This is a genomic window from Euryhalocaulis sp. (assembly GCF_013911995.1).
GTDB classification, from domain to species: domain Bacteria; phylum Pseudomonadota; class Alphaproteobacteria; order Caulobacterales; family Maricaulaceae; genus Euryhalocaulis; species Euryhalocaulis caribicus.
In genome coordinates this window covers 21,353-44,636 of record NZ_JACESD010000023.1, presented here as the reverse complement: position 1 = coordinate 44,636, position 23,284 = coordinate 21,353, and the positions used below count along the sequence as shown (strand labels likewise).

24 protein-coding genes, 1 pseudogene and 1 riboswitch are annotated in these 23,284 nt (G+C 65.1%); of the genes and pseudogenes, 4 read left to right on the top strand and 21 right to left on the bottom strand.

All coding sequences use genetic code 11. The features are described from left to right. Window positions 1–596, top strand: a pseudogene (locus H2040_RS08000) (hypothetical protein); the annotation flags it as partial. A gap of 3 nt (window positions 597–599) precedes the next feature. On the opposite strand, the gene H2040_RS07995 reads toward H2040_RS08000, so the two are convergent. The 10 genes from H2040_RS07995 to H2040_RS07950 form a co-directional block, all read right to left on the bottom strand. Then, window positions 600–1,283, bottom strand: coding sequence for a hypothetical protein (locus tag H2040_RS07995; RefSeq protein WP_287156628.1), 684 nt, complete (start codon window positions 1,281–1,283; stop codon window positions 600–602). Beyond that, window positions 1,249–1,770, bottom strand: a complete 522-nt coding sequence (gene rimM / locus H2040_RS07990) for a ribosome maturation factor RimM (protein ID WP_287156626.1) — start codon at window positions 1,768–1,770, stop codon at window positions 1,249–1,251. The genes H2040_RS07995 and rimM overlap by 35 nt, the downstream gene beginning before the upstream one ends. Before the next feature lie 48 nt (window positions 1,771–1,818). Beyond that, window positions 1,819–2,364, bottom strand: a complete 546-nt coding sequence (gene rpsP, locus H2040_RS07985; protein ID WP_287156625.1) for a 30S ribosomal protein S16 — start codon at window positions 2,362–2,364, stop codon at window positions 1,819–1,821. Window positions 2,365–2,395: 31 nt separating this feature from the next. Continuing rightward, complete coding sequence (locus tag H2040_RS07980; RefSeq protein ID WP_287156624.1) at window positions 2,396–2,824, bottom strand: hypothetical protein; 429 nt, start codon at window positions 2,822–2,824, stop codon at window positions 2,396–2,398. Then, window positions 2,821–3,231 (bottom strand): hypothetical protein, encoded by a 411-nt coding sequence (locus H2040_RS07975; protein WP_287156623.1) that lies wholly within the window; start codon window positions 3,229–3,231, stop codon window positions 2,821–2,823. Before H2040_RS07975 ends, H2040_RS07980 begins: the two co-directional genes overlap by 4 nt. A gap of 10 nt (window positions 3,232–3,241) precedes the next feature. Next, window positions 3,242–3,652, bottom strand: a complete 411-nt coding sequence (locus tag H2040_RS07970; RefSeq protein WP_287156622.1) for an energy transducer TonB — start codon at window positions 3,650–3,652, stop codon at window positions 3,242–3,244. Continuing rightward, window positions 3,649–5,172 carry a signal recognition particle protein gene (gene ffh, locus H2040_RS07965; RefSeq protein WP_287156621.1) on the bottom strand — a complete coding sequence of 508 codons (1,524 nt, stop codon included), beginning with the start codon at window positions 5,170–5,172 and terminating at the stop codon, window positions 3,649–3,651. The genes H2040_RS07970 and ffh overlap by 4 nt, the downstream gene beginning before the upstream one ends. Window positions 5,173–5,361: 189 nt before the next feature. Then, window positions 5,362–6,150: a sulfite exporter TauE/SafE family protein gene (locus H2040_RS07960; protein ID WP_287156619.1), complete on the bottom strand. Its 789-nt coding sequence runs from the start codon at window positions 6,148–6,150 to the stop codon at window positions 5,362–5,364. Between the two features lie 12 nt (window positions 6,151–6,162). Beyond that, window positions 6,163–6,690 (bottom strand): rhodanese family protein, encoded by a 528-nt coding sequence (locus H2040_RS07955; RefSeq protein ID WP_353844822.1) that lies wholly within the window; start codon window positions 6,688–6,690, stop codon window positions 6,163–6,165. 29 nt (window positions 6,691–6,719) lie between these two features. Further along, entirely contained in the window at window positions 6,720–7,037 is a 318-nt protein-coding gene (locus H2040_RS07950; RefSeq protein ID WP_287156617.1) for an ArsR/SmtB family transcription factor, read from the bottom strand. Between the two features lie 77 nt (window positions 7,038–7,114). Between H2040_RS07950 and H2040_RS07945 the strand changes: the two genes are divergently transcribed. Then, on the top strand, window positions 7,115–7,990 hold the full coding sequence (locus H2040_RS07945; protein WP_287156615.1) for an MBL fold metallo-hydrolase: 876 nt from the start codon (window positions 7,115–7,117) through the stop codon (window positions 7,988–7,990). Here the strand turns inward: H2040_RS07945 and H2040_RS07940 are convergent. Next, the gene (locus tag H2040_RS07940; protein ID WP_287156613.1) at window positions 7,971–8,285 is read right to left on the bottom strand and encodes a hypothetical protein; all 315 of its coding nucleotides are present in this window, start codon (window positions 8,283–8,285) and stop codon (window positions 7,971–7,973) included. The two genes, H2040_RS07945 and H2040_RS07940, sit on opposite strands and share 20 nt — an antisense overlap. Window positions 8,286–8,372: 87 nt before the next feature. Here H2040_RS07940 and H2040_RS07935 point away from each other — a divergent pair, with 87 nt between their 5' ends. Continuing rightward, window positions 8,373–9,407, top strand: a complete 1,035-nt coding sequence (locus H2040_RS07935) for a 2-dehydropantoate 2-reductase (RefSeq protein ID WP_287156612.1) — start codon at window positions 8,373–8,375, stop codon at window positions 9,405–9,407. Between the two features lie 15 nt (window positions 9,408–9,422). On the opposite strand, the gene H2040_RS07930 is transcribed toward H2040_RS07935, so the two are convergent. From H2040_RS07930 to katG, 4 genes are all read right to left on the bottom strand, one after another. Continuing rightward, window positions 9,423–10,748 (bottom strand): dicarboxylate/amino acid:cation symporter, encoded by a 1,326-nt coding sequence (locus tag H2040_RS07930; RefSeq protein WP_287156611.1) that lies wholly within the window; start codon window positions 10,746–10,748, stop codon window positions 9,423–9,425. A 177-nt stretch (window positions 10,749–10,925) separates the two neighbouring features. Continuing rightward, on the bottom strand, window positions 10,926–11,453 hold the full coding sequence (gene ahpD, locus H2040_RS07925) for an alkylhydroperoxidase, AhpD family (protein WP_287156608.1): 528 nt from the start codon (window positions 11,451–11,453) through the stop codon (window positions 10,926–10,928). 143 nt (window positions 11,454–11,596) lie between these two features. After that, window positions 11,597–12,148: a peroxiredoxin gene (locus H2040_RS07920; protein WP_022698640.1), complete on the bottom strand. Its 552-nt coding sequence runs from the start codon at window positions 12,146–12,148 to the stop codon at window positions 11,597–11,599. A gap of 191 nt (window positions 12,149–12,339) precedes the next feature. Then, a complete protein-coding gene (gene katG, locus H2040_RS07915; protein WP_287156604.1) occupies window positions 12,340–14,553 on the bottom strand; it encodes a catalase/peroxidase HPI in 2,214 nt (737 codons plus the stop codon). 174 nt (window positions 14,554–14,727) lie between these two features. Here katG and H2040_RS07910 point away from each other — a divergent pair, with 174 nt between their 5' ends. After that, window positions 14,728–15,645: a hydrogen peroxide-inducible genes activator gene (locus H2040_RS07910; protein WP_287156602.1), complete on the top strand. Its 918-nt coding sequence runs from the start codon at window positions 14,728–14,730 to the stop codon at window positions 15,643–15,645. A 964-nt stretch (window positions 15,646–16,609) separates the two neighbouring features. Here the strand turns inward: H2040_RS07910 and gcvPB are convergent. The 6 genes from gcvPB to argS form a co-directional block, all read right to left on the bottom strand. Then, window positions 16,610–18,184 carry an aminomethyl-transferring glycine dehydrogenase subunit GcvPB gene (gene gcvPB / locus H2040_RS07905; protein ID WP_287156601.1) on the bottom strand — a complete coding sequence of 525 codons (1,575 nt, stop codon included), beginning with the start codon at window positions 18,182–18,184 and terminating at the stop codon, window positions 16,610–16,612. A 1-nt stretch (window position 18,185) separates the two neighbouring features. Continuing rightward, a complete protein-coding gene (gene gcvPA, locus H2040_RS07900) occupies window positions 18,186–19,526 on the bottom strand; it encodes an aminomethyl-transferring glycine dehydrogenase subunit GcvPA (protein ID WP_287156599.1) in 1,341 nt (446 codons plus the stop codon). After that, on the bottom strand, window positions 19,523–19,717 hold the full coding sequence (locus H2040_RS07895) for a glycine zipper domain-containing protein (RefSeq protein WP_287156597.1): 195 nt from the start codon (window positions 19,715–19,717) through the stop codon (window positions 19,523–19,525). The genes gcvPA and H2040_RS07895 overlap by 4 nt, the downstream gene beginning before the upstream one ends. Before the next feature lies 1 nt (window position 19,718). Further along, complete coding sequence (gene gcvH, locus H2040_RS07890; RefSeq protein WP_287156595.1) at window positions 19,719–20,093, bottom strand: glycine cleavage system protein GcvH; 375 nt, start codon at window positions 20,091–20,093, stop codon at window positions 19,719–19,721. A 13-nt stretch (window positions 20,094–20,106) separates the two neighbouring features. Continuing rightward, a complete protein-coding gene (gcvT, locus tag H2040_RS07885; protein ID WP_287156593.1) occupies window positions 20,107–21,216 on the bottom strand; it encodes a glycine cleavage system aminomethyltransferase GcvT in 1,110 nt (369 codons plus the stop codon). Between the two features lie 39 nt (window positions 21,217–21,255). Continuing rightward, a riboswitch (glycine riboswitch) is annotated at window positions 21,256–21,368 on the bottom strand. A gap of 139 nt (window positions 21,369–21,507) precedes the next feature. Continuing rightward, window positions 21,508–23,274, bottom strand: a complete 1,767-nt coding sequence (gene argS, locus H2040_RS07880; RefSeq protein ID WP_287156591.1) for an arginine--tRNA ligase — start codon at window positions 23,272–23,274, stop codon at window positions 21,508–21,510. Window positions 23,275–23,284 lie beyond the last annotated feature (10 nt).

The following is a 23,284-nucleotide window of genomic DNA, read 5'->3' as shown; positions in this document are numbered from 1 at the left end:
GGGTGTTCCTGCTTGGGGCGGGGGATTTCAAGCCGCGCTGGTTCTATTCGGTGATCGCGCCGTTGCCGCTGGTCCTGATGCTGTCCGCGCGGCTGGGCGGCGCGGCCTCGGCCAACCGGGACGCGGCGCTGGCCGTGCTCGCCGCGGTCTCGGTGGCCGGGATCATGATCTATCGCGTTGCGCTGGATATCGGCCAGCCGATGGCCTGCCAGCCGGAATGCCGCACCGAACAGCCCGTCGCCGCCTGGGCGCAGGATTTGAGGGAAGCCGGGTTCGCCGGCGGCACGATCCTGACCAATGATTATCACCTGGCCGGAAACCTGCGCGCCGCCATGCCGGAAGCGCGCCTGATCTCCAGCCAGTTCCCGCGCCGCGCCTACGCCCGGCCGGCGGGCGAGGGGCAGTGCCTGATCGTCTGGAACACGCTGAACCTGCACCTGAAGGACGCGATGTTCGATTATGCCGAGAGCCAGCTGGGCGCCGGCCCGGCCAGCCGCGAACCCGAAGGGACGTTCATTCACCCGATCGCCGGCAATGAGGCCTACCTGATGGCCCTCAACTACCGCTTCGCCGAACCGGCGGAGCAGTGCCGCTAGGCGTCAGCTGTTCCAGAGCACGTTATAGCCGTAACGCTCCCAGCTGCCCTCGCCATTCTTCCGCATGTAATAGACGCCGCCATAGGCGCACATGATGCCGCAACTGGATTCGGCGTAGACCATCGCGAATTCGCGCTTCCGATCGAGCCCAACCCGCGAAAAGCCGTAGGTTCGCGGCCGGTTTATGAGGTCGTCTTCCGACACGGCGTGTTCGCCCAGCTCCCGCTTGAAATAATCCAGCGTCAGCTCGCCCTTCCTCCGCCGCAACTCGCGGACATAGGGTGATATACCGGCAAGATGATCGCAGGCGAGGGGGCTGGAAGCCCCGAAACCGCTCTGAAGGGCGCTGAAGTCGATGACCGCTTCAGGCCCCGAAAAACTCCGGCTGGTTCGGTACATATAGCCGCGCTGCCGATAGCTCCGTCCTTCGACCTTCCTCGAAAAGGAATCCGGCGAGAGCGTTGCATCGACGAAGATATAGGCGTCCAGCTGTTCGGCTGGCGGTATGCCAGCCCGCTTTGCGGCGACGGCGTCCAGCAGGAAAGCCTCGATCACCGCGCATTCTGTGCGCTTGCGTTCGTTGAATTCGCCGGAAAGCGCGAACCCGTAAACAAGGCCCGCCGCCGCCAGCAGCGCGCCGAGTTTCAGCCAGTTATTCTTCCGGAACCATCCCATCAGGCGGATCAATATAGACAACGCCTTCGTCCAGATCGACGGTGGGGGCGTATTCCTTCGTGAAGGGCAGGAACCAGCTCGGCCCCGTCCCCTTGATCTCCAGCAGGTCGCCGCCGCCGAAATCGGCGACGCGCTTGATCACGCCCATCTCGCGCCCGTCGGCATGGCGCACGGTCAGGCCCTCAAGTTCGCTGAGATAGAACTCGTCCTCCTCCGTCTCGGGCATCGCGTCCCGCGGGACGTGGAGGAGCGTCCCCTTCATCGCCTCGGCCTCTTCGCGCGTGGCGACTTCCTCGGCCTTCGCCGCCCAGCCCTTCTTCATCGGCCGGTGGCTGGTGACCGTCAGAATCGTACGGCCCGCCTCATCCAGAAGCGGGCCGTAGGCGAAACAGTCCTCGGAGTCCCCGGTGAAGGACTCGATGCGGATTTCCCCGCGCACGCCGAAAGCGCCGCGGATCGCGGCGACGCAGACCATGCGCGTATCGTCGGGCGCGGACACGGGGAAAAGCCGCCCGCCCCCTTGCAGAGGGCGGGCATGGGGCCGTGACTAGCCGGCCTGCTTTTCTTCTTCGCCGGCCGCGCCCTCGACGGGGGCTTCACCGGTTTCAGAGGTTTCCTCGACGGGCTCGTCCGTCTTGCCGTCCGTATCGGCTTCGGCGTCGGCATCCACGTCTTTCGGCGCTTCGGCGTCTTCAGACGGGGCTTCAGCCTCTTCCGCCGGGGCGTTCTTGGCTTCTTCCTCGGCGGCCTTGCGGGCCTCTTCCTTGTCGGCGCGCTCCTGGGCGCGTTCCTGCGCCTTGGCGCCCGGCTTGCCCTTGTTCGGGTTGTCGCCGTGCTTCCACTCGATCACGCCGGCGGCGCCCAGGAAGCGGGCGACGCGGTCGGTCGGCTGCGCGCCCTTCTTCATCCACTCGCCGACCTTTTCCAGGTCCATGGTGACGCGGGTCTCGTCGTCCTTGGCGCGCAGCGGGTCATAGCGGCCCACCTGCTCGATGAAGCGGCCGTCGCGCGGCATGCGGCTGTCGGCGACAACGATCTTGTAATAGGGGCGTTTCTTGGCGCCCGCGCGGGCGAGCCTGATTTTCAGAGCCATTTTTGTTTTCCTTTCAGGGGTAAGTCTTGGTTTAGCTAACGGGCCGGCTCTCACAGGGAACCGGGGTCGGGTATTCGGGAAGGGTCTCTTTCGAGTCACCATTCATGTGGAAGGTGAATCGCGCGGTATTCCGAGGGAACGGGGTGTCTTCCGGCGCATAACGCCACTGGTTGACGGCCATGACGCCGGACTGGACGAACAGCTCGGCGATCTGGTCCGCGGCCGGGCCTTCGGCCGGCGCGGTCGTGGCGCATACGCCGCAGATATTCTCGGTTCCGCCGTCCTCGGTGACATCAAAAGTCATGGAGCACCGCGCGTTCACGCCGAAAAATTCGGCAGCCGCCGGGAAGACCGGCGAAACAGGATCAATCGCGTGCGGGTGGTTGTCATCGCCCGGGTGGGCGATGGCGGAGCCCGCCAGCAGGAGAAACGGGATAATTGCGGCGCTTCGCACGATCACGAGATTTCTCCCGCGTTGCAGACCGGCGGGGCGGGTTTTTCGAGTTTCGCGCTGACCGATCCATCCTCCTCGGCCAACTGATAGGTCAGGGTCGTCCGGACGCCCTTCGTCGGCGCGCCTCTCGTGTATTCCCAGCTCTTGATCGTTGAGACGGACTGATTGACGAAAATATTGGCGATGGCCTGGGCGATCTCCCCGCGCGCCGGCGCATCGGTATTGCAGACGCCGCAAATGTTCTCGGTCGCGCCCTCGCCGTTGACGTCAAACGTCATCGCGCAGCGCGCCGACACGCCGAACTGCGCCGCCATCGGCGGATAGCTGACGGCCTGACGCTTCACAGGCATCGCTTCCTTCGCTTGCGCGGCGGTGGGGACCAGAACGGCGAGTATGAGGAGGGCGCGGATCAAGCTTCGTCCCTCAATCGCAAACCGGCGCGTCCGGCGTCTCGAGAGAGGCCAACAGATCCGGATTCAGGTGTTCAAGATTGAAATCGAAGTTGCGGCTGTAACCGGTGAAACCGTTCTCGCTTGGCGCAAAACGCCACTCGCGAACCACGCCCAGAACTTCGCGGACATAGGTCTTCTCAAAGCGTTCGGCTTTCACGAAGTCATGCGGAGAGGCGACATTGCAGTCGCCGCACATATTGGTCGGCGACCCGTTCGGCCGGACGTCCATCGTCACGCTGCAACGCGCGACGATATCCTTATCGAAAGCCACGAGCGGAAACTGCATCGCGGTGCGCTCAAGCTCCGGCTCCTCCGCCGGCACAGCGTCCGCCGCCTGAAGGCCCAGCGCGGCGAGCATCGGGATGAGAATCAGCGCCATCATTTCTTGCCGTCCTTCGGCATGCCGATGGGCAGGCCGTCGGGGCCGAGCGGCATGCCGCCCAGGCCCGGCATCTGGCCGCCCTCGCCAGGCAGTCCGGGCAGGCCCTCGCCCTTGGCGGCCTTGCCGGCGCCCAGGGCTTTCAGCTTGTTCGGGTCCATGCCGCCGGGCATTCCGCCGCCCATGCCGCCCATGGCGTTCATCATGCCCTTCATGCCGCCCTTGCCGGCCTTCTTCATCATGTCGGCCATCTGGCGGTGCATCTTGATCAGCTTGTTGACCTCGGGCACGGCGACGCCGGAGCCCGCCGCGATGCGCTTCTTGCGGGAGGCCTTGATGATGATCGGTTTGGCGCGTTCTTCCCGCGTCATGGAGGAGATGATCGCCTCCTGACGCTTCAGGATGGAATCGTCCATTTCCATCCCGGCCATCTGTTTCTTCATTTTGCCCATGCCGGGCAGCAGACCCATGACGCCGCCAAGTCCGCCCATCTTCTGAAGCTGGCGCAGCTGATTGGCCAGATCGTCCATGTCGAACTGGCCTTTCTTCATCTTTTTGGCGAGTTTTTCGGCCTCTTCCTGATCGACCTGCTCGGAGGCTTTCTCGACCAGCTCGACCACGTCGCCCTGGCCCAGAATCCGGCCCGCGAGACGGCGCGCGTCGAAGGCCTGCAGCGCGTCCAGCTTCTCGCCCGCGCCCAGGAACTTGATCGGCAGGCCGGTGACGGAGCGCATGGAGAGCGCCGCGCCGCCGCGGCTGTCGCCGTCGATCCGGGTCAGGACCAGGCCGGTCAGCGGCAGGCTTTCATTGAAGCGCTTGGCGGTTTCCACCGCGTCCTGACCGGTCAGGGCGTCAGCGACCAGCAGCGTCTCGGCCGGGTTGGCGATGCGGGCGATCTCCGCCGCTTCGCCCATCAGGTCTTCATCGACCGTGGTGCGGCCCGCCGTGTCCAGGATCACCACGTCATGGCCGCCCAGCTTGCCGGCGTTCATGGCGCGCTTGGCGATTTCCGTCGCGGACTGGCCCTGCACGATGGGCAGGAAGGCGACGCCCGCGCGTTCGGCCAGCTGCTGCAGCTGCTCCATGGCGGCGGGGCGGCGGGTGTCCAGCGAGGCGAGAAGGACTTTCTTCTTGTCCTTCTCCTTCAGGCGCAGGGCGATCTTGCCCGCCGTCGTGGTTTTGCCCGAGCCCTGCAGGCCGGCCATCATGATGGCGACCGGCGGCGTGGCGCGCAGGTTCAGCTCCGGCGCGGGGTCATCGCCGGCCAGAACTTCGGTCAGCGCGTCATGGACAATCTTGACGACCTGCTGACCGGGCGAGACGGAGCGGATGACATCTTCGCCAACCGCTTTCTCCCGCACGCGGGCCACGAAGTCCTTGACCACGGGCAGCGCGACATCCGCCTCCAGCAGGGCGACGCGCACCTCGCGCAGGGCCGCGTCCACGTCCTTTTCAGACAGGGAGCCCTTGCCGGTGAGGGAGTCGAATACGCCCTGGAGCCGATCGCTTAATGCATCAAACATGCTTGCCCGTTACGCCGCTTCATTTCGCAACGATGGCCCAAACCGGTAGCGCCCCGCTGAGCGAACCTTCGCCGAGCGGGGGGCCTCGCCGGCGTCCAGCGCCGGTCAAGACGAAGGTTTGGAGCCTTCGTGATTACGGGCGCAAATAAGCGCCTGTGGAGAAAGAGTCAATCAGACGGCGCGGCTGCCCTAGATGAAGGCGCTTGCCCCGTGCCCGGCCACGAACAGGCCGACGCCGATGACCACGGCGGAGAAAATCCGCTTCAGCGTCTCCTTGCCCTGGCCCAGCCGCCGCGCCAGCAAGGCCCCGCCAAGGCCGCCAATCATGCCGCCCAGAACGAACAGCCCGGCGATGCGCCAGTCCACCAGCCCGTCCAGCGCATAATTCGCCGCCGTGGTGGAGCCGAACGCGGTGACCGAGACCAGCGACGAGCCGACCGCGTTGAGGATCGGCATGGCGGTGGAGGCGACCAGCCCCGGCACCACCAGGAATCCGCCGCCAATCCCGAAGAAACCCGACAGCGCCCCGACCAGAAGGCCCGAGGCGATCAGCCGGGGCAGCAGCCGTCCCGCCGTATCGCGGCACAGATACACGCCCGCATCCTCGCCGCCCTTGCGCTTGCGCAGCATGGCCAGCCCCACGGCGATCATGGCGACCCCGAACAGGGAAAGCAGCGCCTCCCCGTCCGTCATCTTGCCCAGAGTCGACCCGCCCATGGCCCCCGCCACGCCGGACGCGGCGAATGCCAGCGCGCACCCCCATTTCACCGTGCCCAGCCGCCAGTGATGGATCATGTTGGCGAAGGCGGTCGCGCCCACCGCCGCCGCGCTGGTGCCTATGGCGACGTGCGGATCGTCCACGCCGACGACATAGACCATCAGCGGCACGGCCAGGATCGACCCGCCCCCGCCGATCAGGCCAAGGACCAGACCGACCAGCGCGCCGGAGCCTAGGGAGAGAAGATCAGAAAATTCCACGCTTTGTCGTTCTCAGGCGAGATTTGCGCGCCGGTTCCACGGCATGACGGAAAGAATTTGCGCCATCATGCACGTTCCCGAAAGTCCCGCAAACATAAGCCCGGCCCCGACAAAGGCCGACAGCGCGTAAAAGCCCGGATGAACCGCAACGCCCAGCGCCGCGCCCAGCAGGACCAGTCCACCAGCAGTGATCTGTACCTGCCGCATGATCTCAATCGGCGCTTTCGCGTCTGTCTTCACGGGCAGCCCGGCCTTTTTCCAGGCCTCGATCCCGCCTTCCAGGATATAGGCCTCGCACTGGCTGGCGTTGCCGAGCGCCGCGGCGTTGGACTGGGTTCTCATGCCCGACCGGCAATGGAAGATGACGGCTTTGGCATCGCTGCGCGCCGGGCCGGCTGCCTCCAATTTGCTCAACGGGTGATGCGCAGCGTCGGGGATGAATTCGCGGGCGCGTTCATCAGTCTCGCGCACATCCACCAGAATCGCGCCGTCCTTGATCAGTTTCGCCGCGTCCTGCGGGGAAATCGTTTTCATGCTGATGCTCCTTTGCAGCCCGGTCCTATCAGGGGTCACGGACAATAGATGTCCTTGAGGACGCCGAGGACGCGCGCGGCCTTTTCGTCGGCGATGCGGTAGAAGATGGTCTGTGCTTCCCGCCGCACCGCGACCAGGCCGTCGCCACGCAGCTTCGCCAGATGCTGGCTCAGTGCCGACTGGGACAGGCCCACCCGCTCGCCCAGCTGCCCGGCCGAAAGTTCGCCTTCCCCGATCAGGTGGCAGAGCACCAAAAGCCGGCCTTCATGGGCCAGCAGCTTCATCAATTGCGCCGCCTCGCCCGCGCTCTCGCGCAGGGCCTTCATTTCCGGGGACAGGGCCGGTGCGTCCATGCGTCACTCCTTAAGGTGTTTCTAAATTAGAAGTCACTAATATATAAGTCAACACAATGAACACGAAGGAGGGTCCGATGATTGCTTCCAAACCCGATATCCGCGCCTTTTTCGACGAAGGCACGAACACCATCACCTATCTCGTCTCCGACCCGGCCACGAAAAAGGCCGCGGTGATCGATCCGGTGCTTGCGTTCGACCACCGCACAGGCAAAGCGTCATCGGCCCCGGCCCGGCGCGTGCTGGATGCTGCGGGCGAAGCAGGCCTGGACATAGAATGGGTGCTAGAGACCCACGCCCACGCCGATCACCTGACTGCCGCGCCTTTCATCAAAGCGGAAACCGGCGCGAAGGTCGGCATCGGCGAGCACATAACCGAAGTGCAGGCGATTTTCCGGCCTGTCTTCAACGCAGAGGACGTCTCATGCGACGGCGCGGAGTTCGATCATCTCTTCGCCGACGGCGAGGCGTTCCGCATCGGCGATCTGGAGGTCTCCGTCCTCCACGTTCCGGGCCATACGCCGGCCGACATCGCTTATCGCATCGGCGATGCGGTCTTTGTCGGCGATACTCTGTTCATGCCGGACTATGGCACGGCTCGCGCTGACTTCCCGGGCGGCGACGCGCGCCAGCTCTACCGTTCAATCCGCAAGCTGTTCAGTCTGCCGGACGTAACACGGCTTTTCATGTGCCATGATTACCTGCCGGAAGGCCGGGAGGATTATGTGTGGGAGACTACAGTGGGCGAGCAGAAACGCTCCAATGTCCACGTGCATGAGTGCGTCAGCGAGGACGACTTCGTAGCGATGCGCACAGAACGTGACAGCGGCCTGGCCGCGCCGCTCCTTCTGTTGCCCTCAATTCAGGCCAATATCCGCGCTGGGGCCTTTCCGCCGGCTGAGGATAACGGCGTCGCCTACCTGAAAATTCCCGTCAAGCTGGACGCCGCTTGAAGCTTGCGGCCAGCTCTGGCCAGCGCCAGGCAAACCATAACGCCGTAACCACGTTCCCAAGCAATAATATCGCCACGGCCAGCACGACGCCCGGCACATTCCGCTCGAACGCGATGACCAGCGCGCCGGACAGGATGAAGCCGATATAGAGGTCGGCCGTGGTCACGCGGCCCCACGGCGTGGCGGTAAGGAAATTGATCGCCGCGCCGCCGTCGCCGCCCGGCAAGGCGATGAGGATCAGCCCGGCAAGGCCGAGCGCAAGAATGGCGAAAGCGATGCGTAAGGCGGCGGACATGGACGGGGTCTCCCTCTGGCCGGACTGGGGCGGGACAGGATCTAGTTCGCGTTGCGCTTCCGGCCAGATTGCGGAAGTCTCTGATTCATGACGCAGAAGAATTCCAAAATCGCCATCGCAGGGGCCGGCGCCATCGGGCTTTATATCGGCGGGCGCCTGGCGGCCGCGGGACATGAGGTCAGTTTTCTGGCGCGCTCCCGCATTGTTCAGGCGCTCTGGAAAGACGGGCTGATGGTCAGCGATGCGGACGGTTTTGAACAACATGTCTCCCCGGACGACTTCGAGGCGACGTCTGATCTGGACGCCGCCTTCGCGGGGGCGGACCTGATCCTGGTGACGGTGAAGAGCAAGGACACCGCCGACATGGCCGCGCAAATCGCCCATCGCGCGCCCAATGCCCGCGCCGTGGTCAGTTTCCAGAATGGCGTGCGCAACGCCGCGCGGCTCCGTGAGGCGCTGCCCGGTCTCGATGTCCGCGCGGGCATGGTGCCCTATAATGTGGTGCTGGACGCGGATGCGCCGGTGACCGCCATCCGCACCACGCAGGGCCCGCTGATCATGCAGGCCGCGCCGGGCGATGCGCTGGCCGCGCGCCTGACCGCGCCGGGGCTTCCCGTCCAGACGCGGTCCGAAATGGACAAGATCCAGTTCTCCAAGCTGCTGATCAATCTGAACAACGCCATCAATGCCCTGTCCGGCCTGCCTCTGGCCGTGCAGATGGCCGACTGGCGCTGGCGCGCCCTGTCGGCGGCGTGCATGGCGGAGGCGATAGAGGTCGCCCGCGCATCCAAGCGCCCCTTCGGAAAGGTCGGCCCGCTCAATCCGCTTCTCATGCCGGTCCTGCTCAGCCAGCCGAACTGGATTTTCATTCCGCTGATACGCCGCATGAACCGGATCGACCCGAAAGCCACGTCCTCCATGCAGGACGATCTGCGCCGCGGACGGGAGACCGAGATCGAGGACCTTCAGGGCGAGATTGCCCGCATGGCGGAGGCCGCGGGCCGCCGCGCCCCGATCAACGCGGCCATCGCCGCTCTGGTGCATGAGGCGGAGGCCCTGAATATCGGCCCGCCGATGATGGCGCCGGAAATCGTCGCCCGCCGCTGCGGCATCCAGATCTAGCCGGTCGGCGGCGGTCTAGACGACCGTCACCTTCCGGAAGATTTCCTCGTCCATTTCGTCTTCGCTCTTGGCGACCGCTGTCGCCACGGCGGCGTCGCCGGTGACGTTGGTGAGCGTACGCATCATGTCCAGCGGCCGGTCAAAGGGCAGCAGGAAGCCGACCATCAGGGCGGTCTGTTCCGGCGTCGCCCCGATGGCGCCAAGCACGGTGGCCAGCAGGAAAAGCGAGGCGGACGGGATGCCCGCCGTGCCGATGGAGGTCAGCGTCGCGGTCAGGGCGATGATGAAATAATCCGCCATGGACAGGTCGATGCCGAAAGCCTGCGCCGCGAACAGCGCCAGCACGCCCAGATAGAGCGAGGTGCCGTCCATGTTCACCGTCGCGCCCAGCGGCAGGACGGAGCCGGCGACCGCCGGATCGATGCCCAGATTCTTGCGGGCGTTGGAAATGGTGACCGGCAGCGTGGCGGAGGAGGAGGACGTGGAATAGGCCACGGCCTGCGCGTCGAAGATGCCGCGGAAAAAGCGCACCGCCGGCAGGCCCAGCACGAAGCGCACCAGCCCGCCATAGACCAGCACGATGTGCAGGATGCAGCCCAGATAGACCGCCGCCGCCAGCAGCGCGACGGAGGTGAAGGTCGCCAGCCCCTTGTCGGCGGTGACCCAGGTGATCAGGGCGAACACGCCAATCGGCGCCAGTTCCATCACCCAGCCGGTGATCGCCATCATGATGTCGGCGCCGCCCTGGATGACGTCGCCCACGGCCTTGCCCTTGTCGCGCAACATCAGGATGGCGACGCCCACCAGGATGGCGAAGAAGATCACGGCCAATATGTCGCCGCTGGCCAGCGCGTTGAACGGGTTGGCCGGGACAATGGCGATCAGGCGTTCGACCATGGTCGGCGCGTCGGTCGCGATTTCATTGGGCGTGACGCCGGTGAAATCGACGCCCGCGCCGGGGCGGAAGATCGCGCCCATGAAAATGCCGATGGTCACCGCGAACAGCGTGGTGATCATGTAGAGTCCGATAGCCTTCGCGCCGATGGAGCCGAGCTTGGACGGATGGCCTATGGCCATGACGCCGGCGGCCAGCGTGGTGAAGATCAGCGGCACAATCAGCATCCGGATCAGCTGGATGAACAGATCGCCGAACGGCTTGATCCAGGTGGTGGCGAAGGCCGAGGCCGCATCCGGCCCGAAGGCGGCGCGCAGGATCAGGCCCGCCGCAACGCCCAGCACCAGGCCGATCAGGACGCGCTTCCACAGCGTCATCTGGAAATAGCCGCGGAGAAATCCGCCTTTCTTGTCAGCCGCTTCGCCGCCGTCTTGCTGGTCGCTCATGTCCCCGCGCTCCCCCGGATATGATTTGTCTTTTCGGGACGGAGACTTACCCGCAAGCGGCGCGGCGTCAATTGGCGCGGCGCGCGCAAAAAAATGGCGCGCTCTCCGGGGGGAAGAGCGCGCCGGGTTTAATGACGCCGCCGCAGCCGGCGTCCGTGCAGGTGCTGTGAGAGGGCTCTAGCGGCCTTCTTCGGCCTGCATGACCTTGGAGACGGCGTTGACCACGGAGGCGATGCGGACCGCGGCCTGGATCTGCTCGGTCGTGACGCCGGCCTTTTTCAGCTCCGCCTCGTGCGAGTCGACGCACATGCCGCAGCCATTGATGGCGCTGACGGCCAGCGACCACAGTTCGAAATCGGCCTTTTCGACGCCCGGCTTGCCGATGATGTTCATCCGCAGCTTGGCCGGCAGGTTCCGGTAATCCTTGTTCGAGGCCAGGTGCGTGAAGCGGTAATAGACATTGTTCATGCCCATGATCGCCGCTGCGGCCCGGGCGGCTTCGGCCGCTTCCTCGGACAGCTTGTCGGCCACTTCCGACTCGATCGCCTTGACGACCGCCGGGTTGGCGGCGCCGTGAGCGGAGGCGAGATACGCGCCCCATTTCTTCTGGTCGTCGAGGACCGTCTCATTGGCGAGAGATCCCAGGTTCAGTTTCAGGTCTTTCGCATAGGCGGGCAGTTCGCCACGCAAGTCTTCGAGGGACATCGCGGTCTCCTTGGGGAAATTTATTTTTTGAAATGAAAAGCTTGAAGGCGGGCCCCGTCCCGTTCCGTGGGGGGAAATCGGCGGGGGAGGGATGCCGCGGGACTGTAAGGACCCGCCTCCAATTCAGGTCAGCCTGTGAAGGCTTAAGCCGCCAGCGTGTCGCCGCCGACTTCACGGTTGCAGGGGCACAGCTCGTCCGTCTGCAGGGCGTCCAGAACACGCAGCGTGTCCTGCGGGTTCCGGCCGACGTTCAGGTTGTTCACATAGACGTGCTGAACGACGTTGTGCGGGTCGACGACATAGGTCGCGCGCAGCGGAACGCCTTCTTCGGAACGGATGCCCAGCGCATCGATCAGCGAACCCGTCGTATCGGCGAAGGACCAGGCCGGATGCTCGTTCAGATCCGAATGGTCGCGGCGCCAGGCCAGCTTGACGAATTCGTTGTCGGCCGAGCCGCCCATGACGACCGCGTCGCGGTCTTCGAATTCACCGGCCAGACGGCCAAATTCGGCGATCTCGGTCGGGCACACGAAGGTGAAATCCTTCGGATAGAAGAAGATGATCTTCCATTTGCCTTCGAAGCTCTTTTCGGTGATCGGCTCGAACGCCGACTCGCCGTTTTCCTCGTGCTTCATGAATTTCGGCTTCACGCCGACAACTTCAAATTCGGGGAGCTTCTCTCCAACACCCAACATAAATCGTTCCTCTCGGTCATAGATGAAAACTCGTGGCCGCAACGCTCTGCGCCGCGACGCACCACCTATATGGGTGCAACGCACAAAATTCCAAATCGATCTCCATAGTGACTGCGATAAATTTTTCTTATGGATTTCGGCAAAAAAAGAGGCCCGCTTTAACGGGCCTCTCTGAGCGTCGGGGAAGAGGCTCAGTTGATGTCGAAACGGTCGGCGTTCATCACCTTGTTCCAGGCTTTCACGAAGTCCGTCACGAACTTCTCTTTAGAGTCGTCCTGGGCATAGACCTCCGAAAGCGCGCGGAGCTGGGAGTTGGAGCCGAACACCAGATCGGCGCGGCTGGCGGTCCATTTCTTCTGCTCGCTCGCGCGGTCCGTGCCTATGAACAGATGCTCGTTGTCCGCGTCGGCTTTCCACGCCGTGCCCATGTCGATCAGATTGACGAAGAAGTCATTGGTCAGGGTTCCGGGGCGGTCCGTGAAGACGCCGTGCTTCTCGCCGTCCGCATTGGTTCCCAGAACGCGCATTCCGCCGACCAGTACCGTCATCTCCGGCGCGGTGAGGGTGAGGAGCTGCGCCCGGTCGAGAAGAATCTGCTCGGCCGGGACCGTGATGTCGCCATGGACATAGTTGCGGAAACCGTCCGCCTTGGGCTCCAGCGGCTCGAACGCCTCGATGTCGGTCTGCTCCTGCGAGGAGTCGGTGCGGCCCAGCGTGACCGGAACCTCGACATCATGGCCGCCATCCCTTGCGGCTTTCTCGACCGCCGCGGCGCCGCCAATGACGATCATGTCGGCCATGGAGACCTTCTTGCCGTCCGAGAGCGAACCGTTGAAGTCCGCGCGGACGGATTCGAGCTTGTCGAGGACTTTCGCGAGCTGATCGGGGCGGTTCACCTCCCAGTCCTTCTGCGGGGCGAGGCGAACGCGGGCGCCATTGGCGCCGCCGCGCTTGTCCGATCCGCGGAAGGTGGAGGCGGAGGCCCAGGCGGTGGAGACCAGTTCTGAAACCGACAGACCGGAGTCCAGAATCTTGCCTTTCAGCGCCTTGAGGTCCTGCGCGTCGATCAGTTCATAATCGCGGGCCGGGACGGGATCCTGCCAGAGCAGTTCCTCCTGCGGCACTTCCTCGCCCAGATAGCGGACGACCGGGCCCATGTCGCGATGGGTCAGCTTGTACCAGGCGCGCGCAAAGGCGTCGGCAAGCTGGTCCGGGTTCTCATAGAAGCGGCGCGAGATTTTCTCGTAGTCCGGGTCGATCTTCAGCGCCAGATCGGTGGTGAGCATCATGGTCGGGACAGTCTTGTCCGTCTCATGCGCGTTCGGGGCGTGGTCTTCCGGCTTCTCGCCCTTGGGCGCCCATTGATACGCGCCGGCCGGGCTCTTGGTCAGCTCGTAATCATAGTCGAACAGCAGGCGGAAAAAGTCGTTGTTCCAGCGCGTGGGCGTGTTGGTCCACGGGCCTTCAATGCCGCTGGTTATGGTGTGGCCGCCCTTGCCGCTCTCATGCTTGCTGGTCCAGCCCAGCCCCTGTTCGGCGATGTCGGCGCCTTCCGGCTCCGCGCCCACCAGCGAGGCGTCGCCCGCGCCGTGGCATTTGCCAAATTCGTGGCCGCCGGCGATCAGCGCGACGGTTTCCTCGTCATTCATGGCCATGCGCTTGAAGGTCTCGCGGATATCGTGCGCGGCCTTCTGCGGGTCCGGTTCGCCGTCCGGGCCTTCCGGATTGACGTAGATCAGGCCCATCTGCACCGCGGCCAGCGGGTTTTCCAGAACGCGCTCGCCGGAATAGCGGCTGCCCGGCTTGTCGGACGTGGCCAGCCATTCCTCTTCCGTGCCCCAGTAGATTTCCTGCTCGGGCTCCCACACGTCCTCGCGGCCGCCGCCGAAGCCGAACGTCTTGAAGCCCATCGACTCCAGCGCGCAATTGCCGGTCAGGATCATCAGGTCGGCCCAGGAAATCTTGTTGCCGTATTTCTTCTTAACCGGCCACAGCAGGCGGCGCGCCTTGTCCAGATTGGCGTTGTCCGGCCAGGAATTGAGCGGGGCGAAACGCTGCGAGCCGGAGGACGAGCCGCCGCGGCCGTCGCCGATGCGATAGGTGCCGGCGCTGTGCCAGGCCATGCGGATCATGAAGGGGCCATAATGGCCGTAATCGGCCGGCCACCATTCCTGGGAGTCGGTCAGCACGTTGAAGATGTCCTGCTTGACCGCTTGCAGGTCCAGCGACTTGAAGGCTTCCGCATAGTTGAAGGATTCGTCCATCGGATCGCCGAGCGGCGAATTCTGATGCAGGATGCTGAGATCCAGCTGGTCCGGCCACCAGTGGCGATTGGAAGGTCCACCGCCCGAATTGGTGTGCATTACCGGGCAGCGGGCGATTTTATCGTCGACCTTCGCGTCCATGTTTAAAGCTCCCTGATCCAGTTTTATTTTTTTGAACGCTCTCAAATTACCACGCGGCCGGGCATCCAGATAATTTATAATATTGATCCGCCGGGTAAGCTGGCCTTATGCGGCGGCGCAGCATCGGGTGAGCGATTGGATTGATAGAGGTCAGAATTTTGATAATCTGAGCTTATGTCTGTCATCCATCCGCCCACCCTGCGGCAGTTGAGTTTTTTCGTTGCGCTGGCCGAGACCGGCTCGTTCCGCGAGGCGGCGGAGCGTTCCGGCGTCACCCAGCCCGCGCTTTCGGCCGCGATCAAGGAGTTGGAGAACCTGACCGGCGCGGTGTTGTTCGAGCGCGGCCCCCGGGGCGCCACGCTGACCCCGGCGGGGGAGTCCGCCCTGGACCGCGCGCGCCGCATCCTGGCCGACGCCGAGGACCTGGTCCTGTCGGCGCGGGAGAGCGGGGAGCCGATGACCGGGCCGCTGCGTCTGGGCGTCATCCCGTCCATTGCGCCATACCTGCTGCCGCGCGCCCTGCCGGAACTGAAGACGCGCTTTCCGGAGCTGGAGCTGCGCCTGAAGGAAGACATCACCACGCGCCTTCTGGACGGCCTCGCCGACCGGCGGCTGGACCTGGCGATCATCGCGCTGCCCTTCGAGACGCCGGGCCTGAAGACGCTGGCCGCCTTCGATGACGAATTCCTGCTGGTCGCGCCGTGCGGCCACAAGCTGCTGGACCGCAAGACGCTGAAACCCTCCGACGTGCCCACTGGGGAGCTGCTGTTGCTGGAGGACGGGCACTGCCTGCGGGAGCACGCGCTGGCCGCCTGCAAGACCCCGGACGCGGCCAAGTCGCGGGAGTTCGGGGCGACCAGCCTGCAGACCCTCTTGGAGATGGTCGCCGCGGGATACGGCGTGACGCTGGCCCCCCGCCTGATGATGGATGCCGGCGCCATCGCCCATGACCGCGTCGCCTGCCGCGGCTTCGACGCCCCCCTGATGGGGCGGCAGGTGGGCGTGGTCTGGCGCGGCGGCTCCGTCTGGGACGCCGACGCCGAGGCGCTGGCGGCGACATTGCGGGACATCCTAAAGCCGGAGGCGGGGTAGTTCCTGTCTTCTCTCGCCCCCTGAAGGGGGAGAGGGTTTTCTCTTTCACTCTCCACCTCTCTCTCGTCATCCTCCGGCTTGACCGGAGGACCCAGGGGTCGTGGGGCGGGGAGATTTCAACTGGGTCATCCGATCTCCCCCCGGCTCAAGGCCGGGGTCCGTCGGAGGATGACGTTCTTTTATTGCCTTCTCTCTTTCAGCTCCCGGAAATGGCGCAGCCATTGTCCGGGATCCAGTTTGCAGCGGGGCCGCCGACTCTGGACCCCGGATAATCGCTTTGCGATTTCCGGGGACTCGTTGGGGGAAGCGCCACCGCCTCCACGGCATATCCGCCGCAGAGTTATCCGAGAAAACACGAGGGTGGCGCGGCGCGTCTTTCGGGACGCCGGTTACCGTGTGTTTGTATGTTTCGCGTCCTTGAGACGCGCCGCGCGGTTCTTTTGCGGAGGGCGGGAGTCGCCTCGACCGGCCTCTCCATCCGCTGCCGCCAGAGTCTTAATAGCCAGGGCATTTCAGCCTCAGACTGGCGCCTGGCGGTGCGCCGGGACGCGCACGGTCTGGTCAGACCCTGCCGTATCCCGGGAACCGCGTTCAACTCCGTCCCTCGGGCGACCGGATCCGAAGCCCCTCGCATGACGGCGAACGGGGACGAGCTTACGCCGTCCCGGGACCCGGTCTGATATTTTGGGGTTCGTCCCTGTTTTCAGAGCCCTTCGAGACGCCGCGCCTTTGGCGCGGCTCCTCAGGGGAAGGGTGATAGGAAAGGGTGGAGAAACAGAGGTTTCCAACCCTCAGCCCTTAGCCTGAGGAGCCCGGGAGGGCGTCTCGAAGGCGGGGTCCAGAAGGCGGGACTTTCCCGGGAAATTCGGCGGAGTTTCCACGGTGCAACCGGGTCCTCCGCTCGAGCCGGAGAATGACAGGGAAAAGAAAAAAGCCCCTCCCGTTTGGCGGGAGGGGCTTTTTCTTATTGGGCGGCTTGCGCTTCGGCTTCCGCAGGTTTCCAGCGGAGGACGGGCTGCCTTGCGGCTTGCGTTTCGTCAAGGCGGCGCAGCGGGGCGTGGACCGGGGCCTGTTTGAAGCGTTCGGTCTCGCCCGCCTTGGCGGCTTCGGCCAGGGCCAGAAGCGTGTCGGCGAAGCGGTCCAGCGAGGTTTTCGACTCCGACTCCGTCGGCTCGATCAGCAGGGCGCCGTGCACGACCAGCGGGAAATACATGGTCATGGGGTGGTAGCCCTCATCAATCATCGCCTTGGCGAAGTCGAGCGTTTCCACGCCGGTGTCTTTCAGGAAATTATCGTTGAACAACGCCTCGTGCATGCAATAGCCGTCGAAGGCGCGGGTCATCGGACCGTCCAGCAGGGCCAGCAGGTAGTTGGCGTTAAGGACCGCGTCCTCGCTGGCCTGTTTCAGGCCGTCGGCGCCGTGGCTCATCATGTAGGACAGCGCGCGGACGAACATGCCCATCTGGCCGTGGAAGGCGGACATGCGGCCGAAGGGCTGGCCTTCGGCGTCTTCGTTGCGTTCGACCAGTTTCCATTTCTCGCCGTCCTTCACGACGTAAGGCACAGGCGCGTAAGGCGCCAGCGCGTCGGAGAACACGGTCGGGCCGGCGCCGGGGCCGCCGCCGCCATGCGGGGTGGAGAAGGTCTTGTGCAGATTAATGTGCATGGCGTCGACGCCGAGATCGCCCGGACGGACCCGGCCGACAATGGCGTTGAAATTGGCGCCGTCGCAGTAGAAATAGCCCCCCGCCTCGTGAATCAGGTCGGCGATGGTGCGGATATCGCGTTCGAACAGGCCGCACGTATTGGGGTTGGTCAGCATGATGCCGGCGACGTCGTCGCCCAGCTTGCCCTTCAGCGCCTCCAGATCGACGCGCCCCGAGGAGTCGCTGGGGATCTCGTCGACGGTGAAGCCGCACTGCACGGCGGTGGCCGGGTTGGTGCCGTGGGCGGAGTCCGGGACCAGCACGCGGCGGCGCTGGGTCTGGCCGTCGGCGTCCAGCTTGGCGCGGATCGCCAGCATGCCGCAAAGCTCGCCATGGGCGCCGGCCTTGGGGCTGAGCGCAACGGCGGGCATGCCGGTAAGCGTGGTGAGCCAGTGGCTGAGCTGGTCCATCAGGGCCAGCGCGCCCTGAACGGTGGATTCCGGCTGCAGCGGGTGCAGATCGCCAAAGCCCGGCAGGCGCGCCATCTTCTCGTTCAGGCGCGGATTGTGCTTCATCGTGCAGGAGCCGAGCGGATAGACGCCCAGATCAATGGCGTAATTCTTCTGGCTGAGACGCACGTAATGGCGCATCGCCTCGGGTTCGGTCAGGCCGGGCAGGCCGATGGCGTCCTTGCGGGCGAGATCGCCCAGATCGTCGTCCATCTCCGGCGTGTCAGGCAGGTCCACGCCGGTGCGTTCATTGTCGCCGCGGTCGAACAGCAGAAGCTCTGTCTGCTGCAGCGCCTTGGAGCCGGAAAAGGTCTCGAACTGGCCTTCATTCTCGGCCTGCGCGACGGCGGGGCGGGACGGGCGTCCTTGCTTGTTGAGGCTCATCTTACAGCGCTCCCTTCAGGGCGTTTTCCAGCGCGTCGAAATCATCGTCCGTGACGGTCTCGGTGACCGCGACCAGCAGGATGTCGTCCAGGCCCGCGTTGGGGTCCAGGCGGCTGAACGGCACGCCGGCGAGGACGTTCTGGCCGGCCAGCGTTTCCACCACCCCGGCGGCGGGCTTGGGCAGCCGCAGCGCGAATTCATTGAAGAAGCGCGGCGTGACCACTTCGACACCGTCCAGCTTGCCGAGACGTTCGGCGAGCTGTCGGGCGCGGCGGTGGTTGAGCGTCGCCAGCTCCCTCAGCCCCTTCTCGCCCAGCAGGGTCATGTGGATGGTCCAGGCCAGCGCGCAGAGGCCGGCGTTCGTGCAGATATTGGAGGTGGCGCGGCCGCGGCGGATATGCTGCTCCCGCGTCGAAAGGGTCAGCACGAAGCCGCGATTGCCGTCGGCGTCCACCGTCTCGCCGGCCAGGCGCCCCGGCATCTGGCGGACGAATTTCTCGCGGCAAGCGAAGAGGCCCACATACGGGCCGCCGAAGGTGAGCGGATTGCCAATCGACTGGCCTTCCGCGGTGACAATGTCCGCGCCCATCTCGCCCGGCGATTTCACCGCGCCGAGGCTGACCACTTCGGTCACCACGGCGATGACCAGCGCGCCCTTTTCGTGCGCGGCTTTGGCGATAGGCTCAAGGTCCACCAGCGTGCCGAAAACGTTGGGCGTCTGCACGACCACGCAGGCGGTCTCGTCGTCGATCTGATCGATGACTTGCGCGTCGGCGTCGATGGCGGACGGGATCTCGGTGATGTCGATATCGGTGGTGCGGGCCAGCATCTGGGTGGCCTCGGCGTAATGGGGGTGCAGGCCCGGCGCGAAGACGCACTTGTTGCGGCGCGTGACGCGGGCGGCCATCAGCACGGCTTCGGCCGTGGAAGTGGAGCCGTCATACATGGAGGCGTTGGCGACCTCCATGCCGGTCAGGAGCGCGACCTGGGTCTGGAATTCGAACAGGGTCTGCAGCGTGCCCTGGCTAATTTCCGGCTGGTACGGCGTGTAGGCGGTGAGAAACTCCGACCGCTGGATGATGTGATCGACGCTGGCCGGGACATGATGGCGATAGGCGCCCGCGCCGCAGAAAAACGGCGCCTCGCCCGCGCTGAGCGACATGTTCGAGAGCTTCTTGAGGGCGCGCTCGACCTCCATCTCGGATTTCTGGCGCGGCAGATCAATCAGCCCGTCCAGGCGGGCCGATTCCGGAACATCGGAGAAGATTTCGTCGATCGAGGACACCCCGATCGTCTTCATCATCTCGCCGCGTTCAGCGTCGGATAGGGGGAGATATCTCATTCGTCTTCGTTCCGTTTATCGTCGGATTTGTCTTTGCCGCGGCGGCCAAAGCCGGCCCCGAAGGCCGCGCCGAGCGCCACGCCCAGAGCGGCGCCGAGCGCGATTTCATCCATGGCCGCGCCAATCGCCACGCCGATGGCAACGCCAATGGCGATGCCGGTTCCCGCGTTCATCGTGCGTTTTTCGGCCAAATCAGCCCTCGCTGGCGGCGAATTCCTTGTAGGCGCCCTCGTCCATCAGGCCGTCCAGCTCGCCCGCATCGGAGAGCTTGAGCTTGATGAACCAGCCGGCGCCGTCAGCGGCTTCGTTCACGGTTCCGGGATTGTCGGCGATGGCGGAGTTCACCTCGACGACCTCGCCGGAAACCGGGGCGTAGACCTCGCTGGCGGCCTTGACCGATTCCACGACCGCGGCCTCGTCGCCCTTTTTCAGATTGGCGCCGACATCGGGCAGCTCGACGAACACCACGTCGCCCAGCTGTTCGGCGGCATGCGGGGTGATGCCCACCGTGCCGACTTCGCCTTCAACGCGGATCCATTCATGGTCTTTGGTGTATTTGGTGGTCACGAGCGGGGTCTCCTCAACCGCGATAATAATTCTGGGGGACGAAGGGGGTCTTCACGACCTCGGCGGCGCGCGCCTTGCCGCGCACCAGGATGTCCAGTTCCGTTCTGGCCTTCGCGAAATCGGGCGTCACATAGGCCATGGCGATGGGCTCGCCCAGCGTCGGGGCGAGGCTGCCGGAGGTGACGACGCCAATGACGTTTCCGTCTTTGTCGGCCACGTCCGCGCCTTCGCGCGCCGGGGCGCGGTCGGCCAGTTTCAGGCCGACGCGCTTGCGCGCCGGACCGTCGGCGATCTCCTTCAGGATGCGTTCGGCGCCCGGAAAATCGCCGCGCTCGCGCCGCACTTTGGGTAGCGCCCAGAGCAGCGAGGCCTCGACAGGGGAGGTCGTGTTGTCGATGTCGTGGCCATAGAGGCAGAGACCGGCTTCCAGGCGCAGCGAGTCCCGCGCGCCAAGGCCGATGGGCTCGACATCGTCGAAGGACAGGAATTTCTCGGCCACTTCCACGGCCTTGTCGGCGGGCACGGAAATCTCGAACCCGTCCTCGCCGGTATAGCCGGAGCGTGAGACGATGGCGTTGACGTCGAAAATGTCGGCGCGGGCGGCCTGCATGAAGGTCAGTTCAGCCGCTTTCGGGGCGACGGCCTGCATCACGCGCATGGCGGCCGGGCCCTGAAGCGCCAGCAGCGCGCGGTTGTCGAGACGGTCCAGCTTGGCGCGGCCTTCCAGCGTCTTCGCGATATAGTCGAAATCGCCGTCCTTGGTGTCGGCGTTGACGACCAGGAACAGGCCGTTCTCGTCGGGCCGCGAGACCATCAGGTCGTCCATGATGCCGCCGTCCCCGTTCAGCAGCAGCGTATATTTCTGCTGGCCGTGTTCGAGGCTTTGCAGATCGCCGCTGGAAACGCTTTCCAGCGCGGCCGCGGCGTCATCGCCGGTCAGGCGGGCCTGACCCATATGGGAGACGTCGAACAGGCCCGCGCGTTCACGCACCTGCTGGTGTTCCTTCAGGATGCCCATGGGGTACTGGACCGGCATTTCATAGCCGGCAAACGGCACCATGCGCGCGCCAAGGGCGACGTGGAGGTCATATAGGGGGGTGCGCTTCAACGCTTGATCGCTCATTTTGCCTCGACAGCTTGACCGGGCCTCATCGCCCGGCAATCCGCCCCCGCTGTCGTGGCGCCTGAGAGATTCGCGGGAGAATATGCTCTCCGCTTGCTCCTTCGGCGGGCGTCGGCGGAAAAAATGCCGCGCCGCTTTCCAGCGTGTTGTCAGTCGCGGTCCCTTGCACCTGAGCGTTTCCGGGGCGGTTGCGCCTTCGGCGCCGGACGAATCCGGTCTCTCCCACGACTGGGCCAGAACCTAATCAGCGCCGCGCGGGAGTCAATCTTGGCGGGCGGTTCGGGTGGCCCGCTACATCCGGTCCGGGGCCTCGAGGCCGATGAGGCCGAGGACGAGATTGAGCTGGGTCAGGGTGAGCTGCGCCAGCGCCAGGCGGGAGGCGCGGGTTTCCGCGTCTTCGGCGGTGACGATGGGGCAGGCCGAGTAGAAGCCGGAGAAGGCCTGGGCCAGCGTGTAGGCGTGATCGCACAGGAAGTTCGGGGCGCGCTTTTCATAGGCGGTGGCCGAGGCGCGGTCGAAGGCGTCCAGCGCGTAGAGAAGATCGGCTTCCGCCTTTTCCTTGATGCGGATTTCGCCGGGCTCGACGCCAGCGTCTGCGGCCTTGCGCATCAGGGATTTCACCCGGACGGCGGCGTAGAGAAGATAGGGACCGGTCTTGCCCTCGAACGTCATGAAGCGGTCGAGGTCGAATATGTAGTCGGTCGCGCGGTCATGGCTGAGATCGGCGAACTTGATGGCGGCCAGCGCCACCTTGTCGGCCACGGCCTCGTATTCGGCCTTTTCCATGTTCGAGGCGATGCCCGCCTCCTCCATCCGCGCAACGGCGCGGCGGTGGGCGCGGTCCAGAAGATCGGCCAGCTTCAGCACGCCGCCCGCGCGGGTCTTGAAGGGCTTGCCGTCCGGACCGTTCATTGTGCCGTAGGCGAGGTGTTCAAACGAAATGCCCTCCGCAAAGCCCGATTTCTGGGCGGCGCGGAAGACCTGTTCGAAATGCAACGACTGGCGCTTGTCCACGACATAGAGGATGAGGTCGGGATCCAGCGTCTCCGACCGGTCGAGGATCGTGGCGAGGTCGGTGGTGGTGTAGAGGGCCGCGCCGTCCGATTTCAGCAGGATGAAGGGCGGCAGCTCCTTCTTGTCGTCCTCGCGCGCCACCGGGATGACGATCGCGCCCTTGTCCTCGGTCGCGATGTCGCGCTCCACGAGGTCCGCCACCATGGGGCGGATGCGGTCCTGAACGTCGGACTCGCCCTTCCAGAGGTCGAAATGCACGTCCAGCGCGGCGAAATCGCGCTTCAGGGCCGCCCTGGAGACTTCCAGAAAATGCCGCCAGAGGGCGATATAGCCGGGGCGGCCTTCCTGCAGCGCCTGGGTGGCCATGCGGGCCTCGTCCATGCGCGCTTCATTGGCCTTGCAGGCCTGCGAGGCGCGCGGATAGATGGTCTCCAGCTCCTCGATCGTGACGGGAGACTCGTCCGGGTACGGGCCCTCGAAGTCCTTGTCGAAATAGGGAAGGTCCGGCTTTTCGCGCGCCAGTTCTGTAATGATCTGGCCCATCTGCAGGCCCCAGTCGCCCAGATGCACGTCGCCGATCACCTTGTCGCCGCAGAAGCGGAACAGGCGCTGCAGCGAGTCGCCGATGATGGAGGAGCGCAAATGGCCGACATGCATCGGCTTGGCGACGTTGGGACCGCCGAAATCGATGACAACGGTGCGGGCCTCATCCACGATGCGCGCGCCGGCGCGGTCATCTTCGGCCAGCGCATTGGCGCGGTCCTCCAGCGCCTTGGCGCTGGGGGTCAGGTTGATGAAGCCGGGACCCGCGATCTCCACCGACTCGATCAGCGGGTCGCCGGATACGGCGTCGGCCACGGTCTGCGCGATCTCGCGCGGCGGCTTGCCGGCCTGTTTGGCGGCGGCCATGGCGCCGTTGCACTGATACGGGGCGAGGTCGGGCCGCGTGGAGCGGGCCGTCGCGCCCAGAGTCGCGGGAAGGCCCTGCGCCTCGAACGCCTTTCCCAGGCGCTCGCCGAGCGCGGTCTCTATCGGAATTTGCATGCCGGTGTCG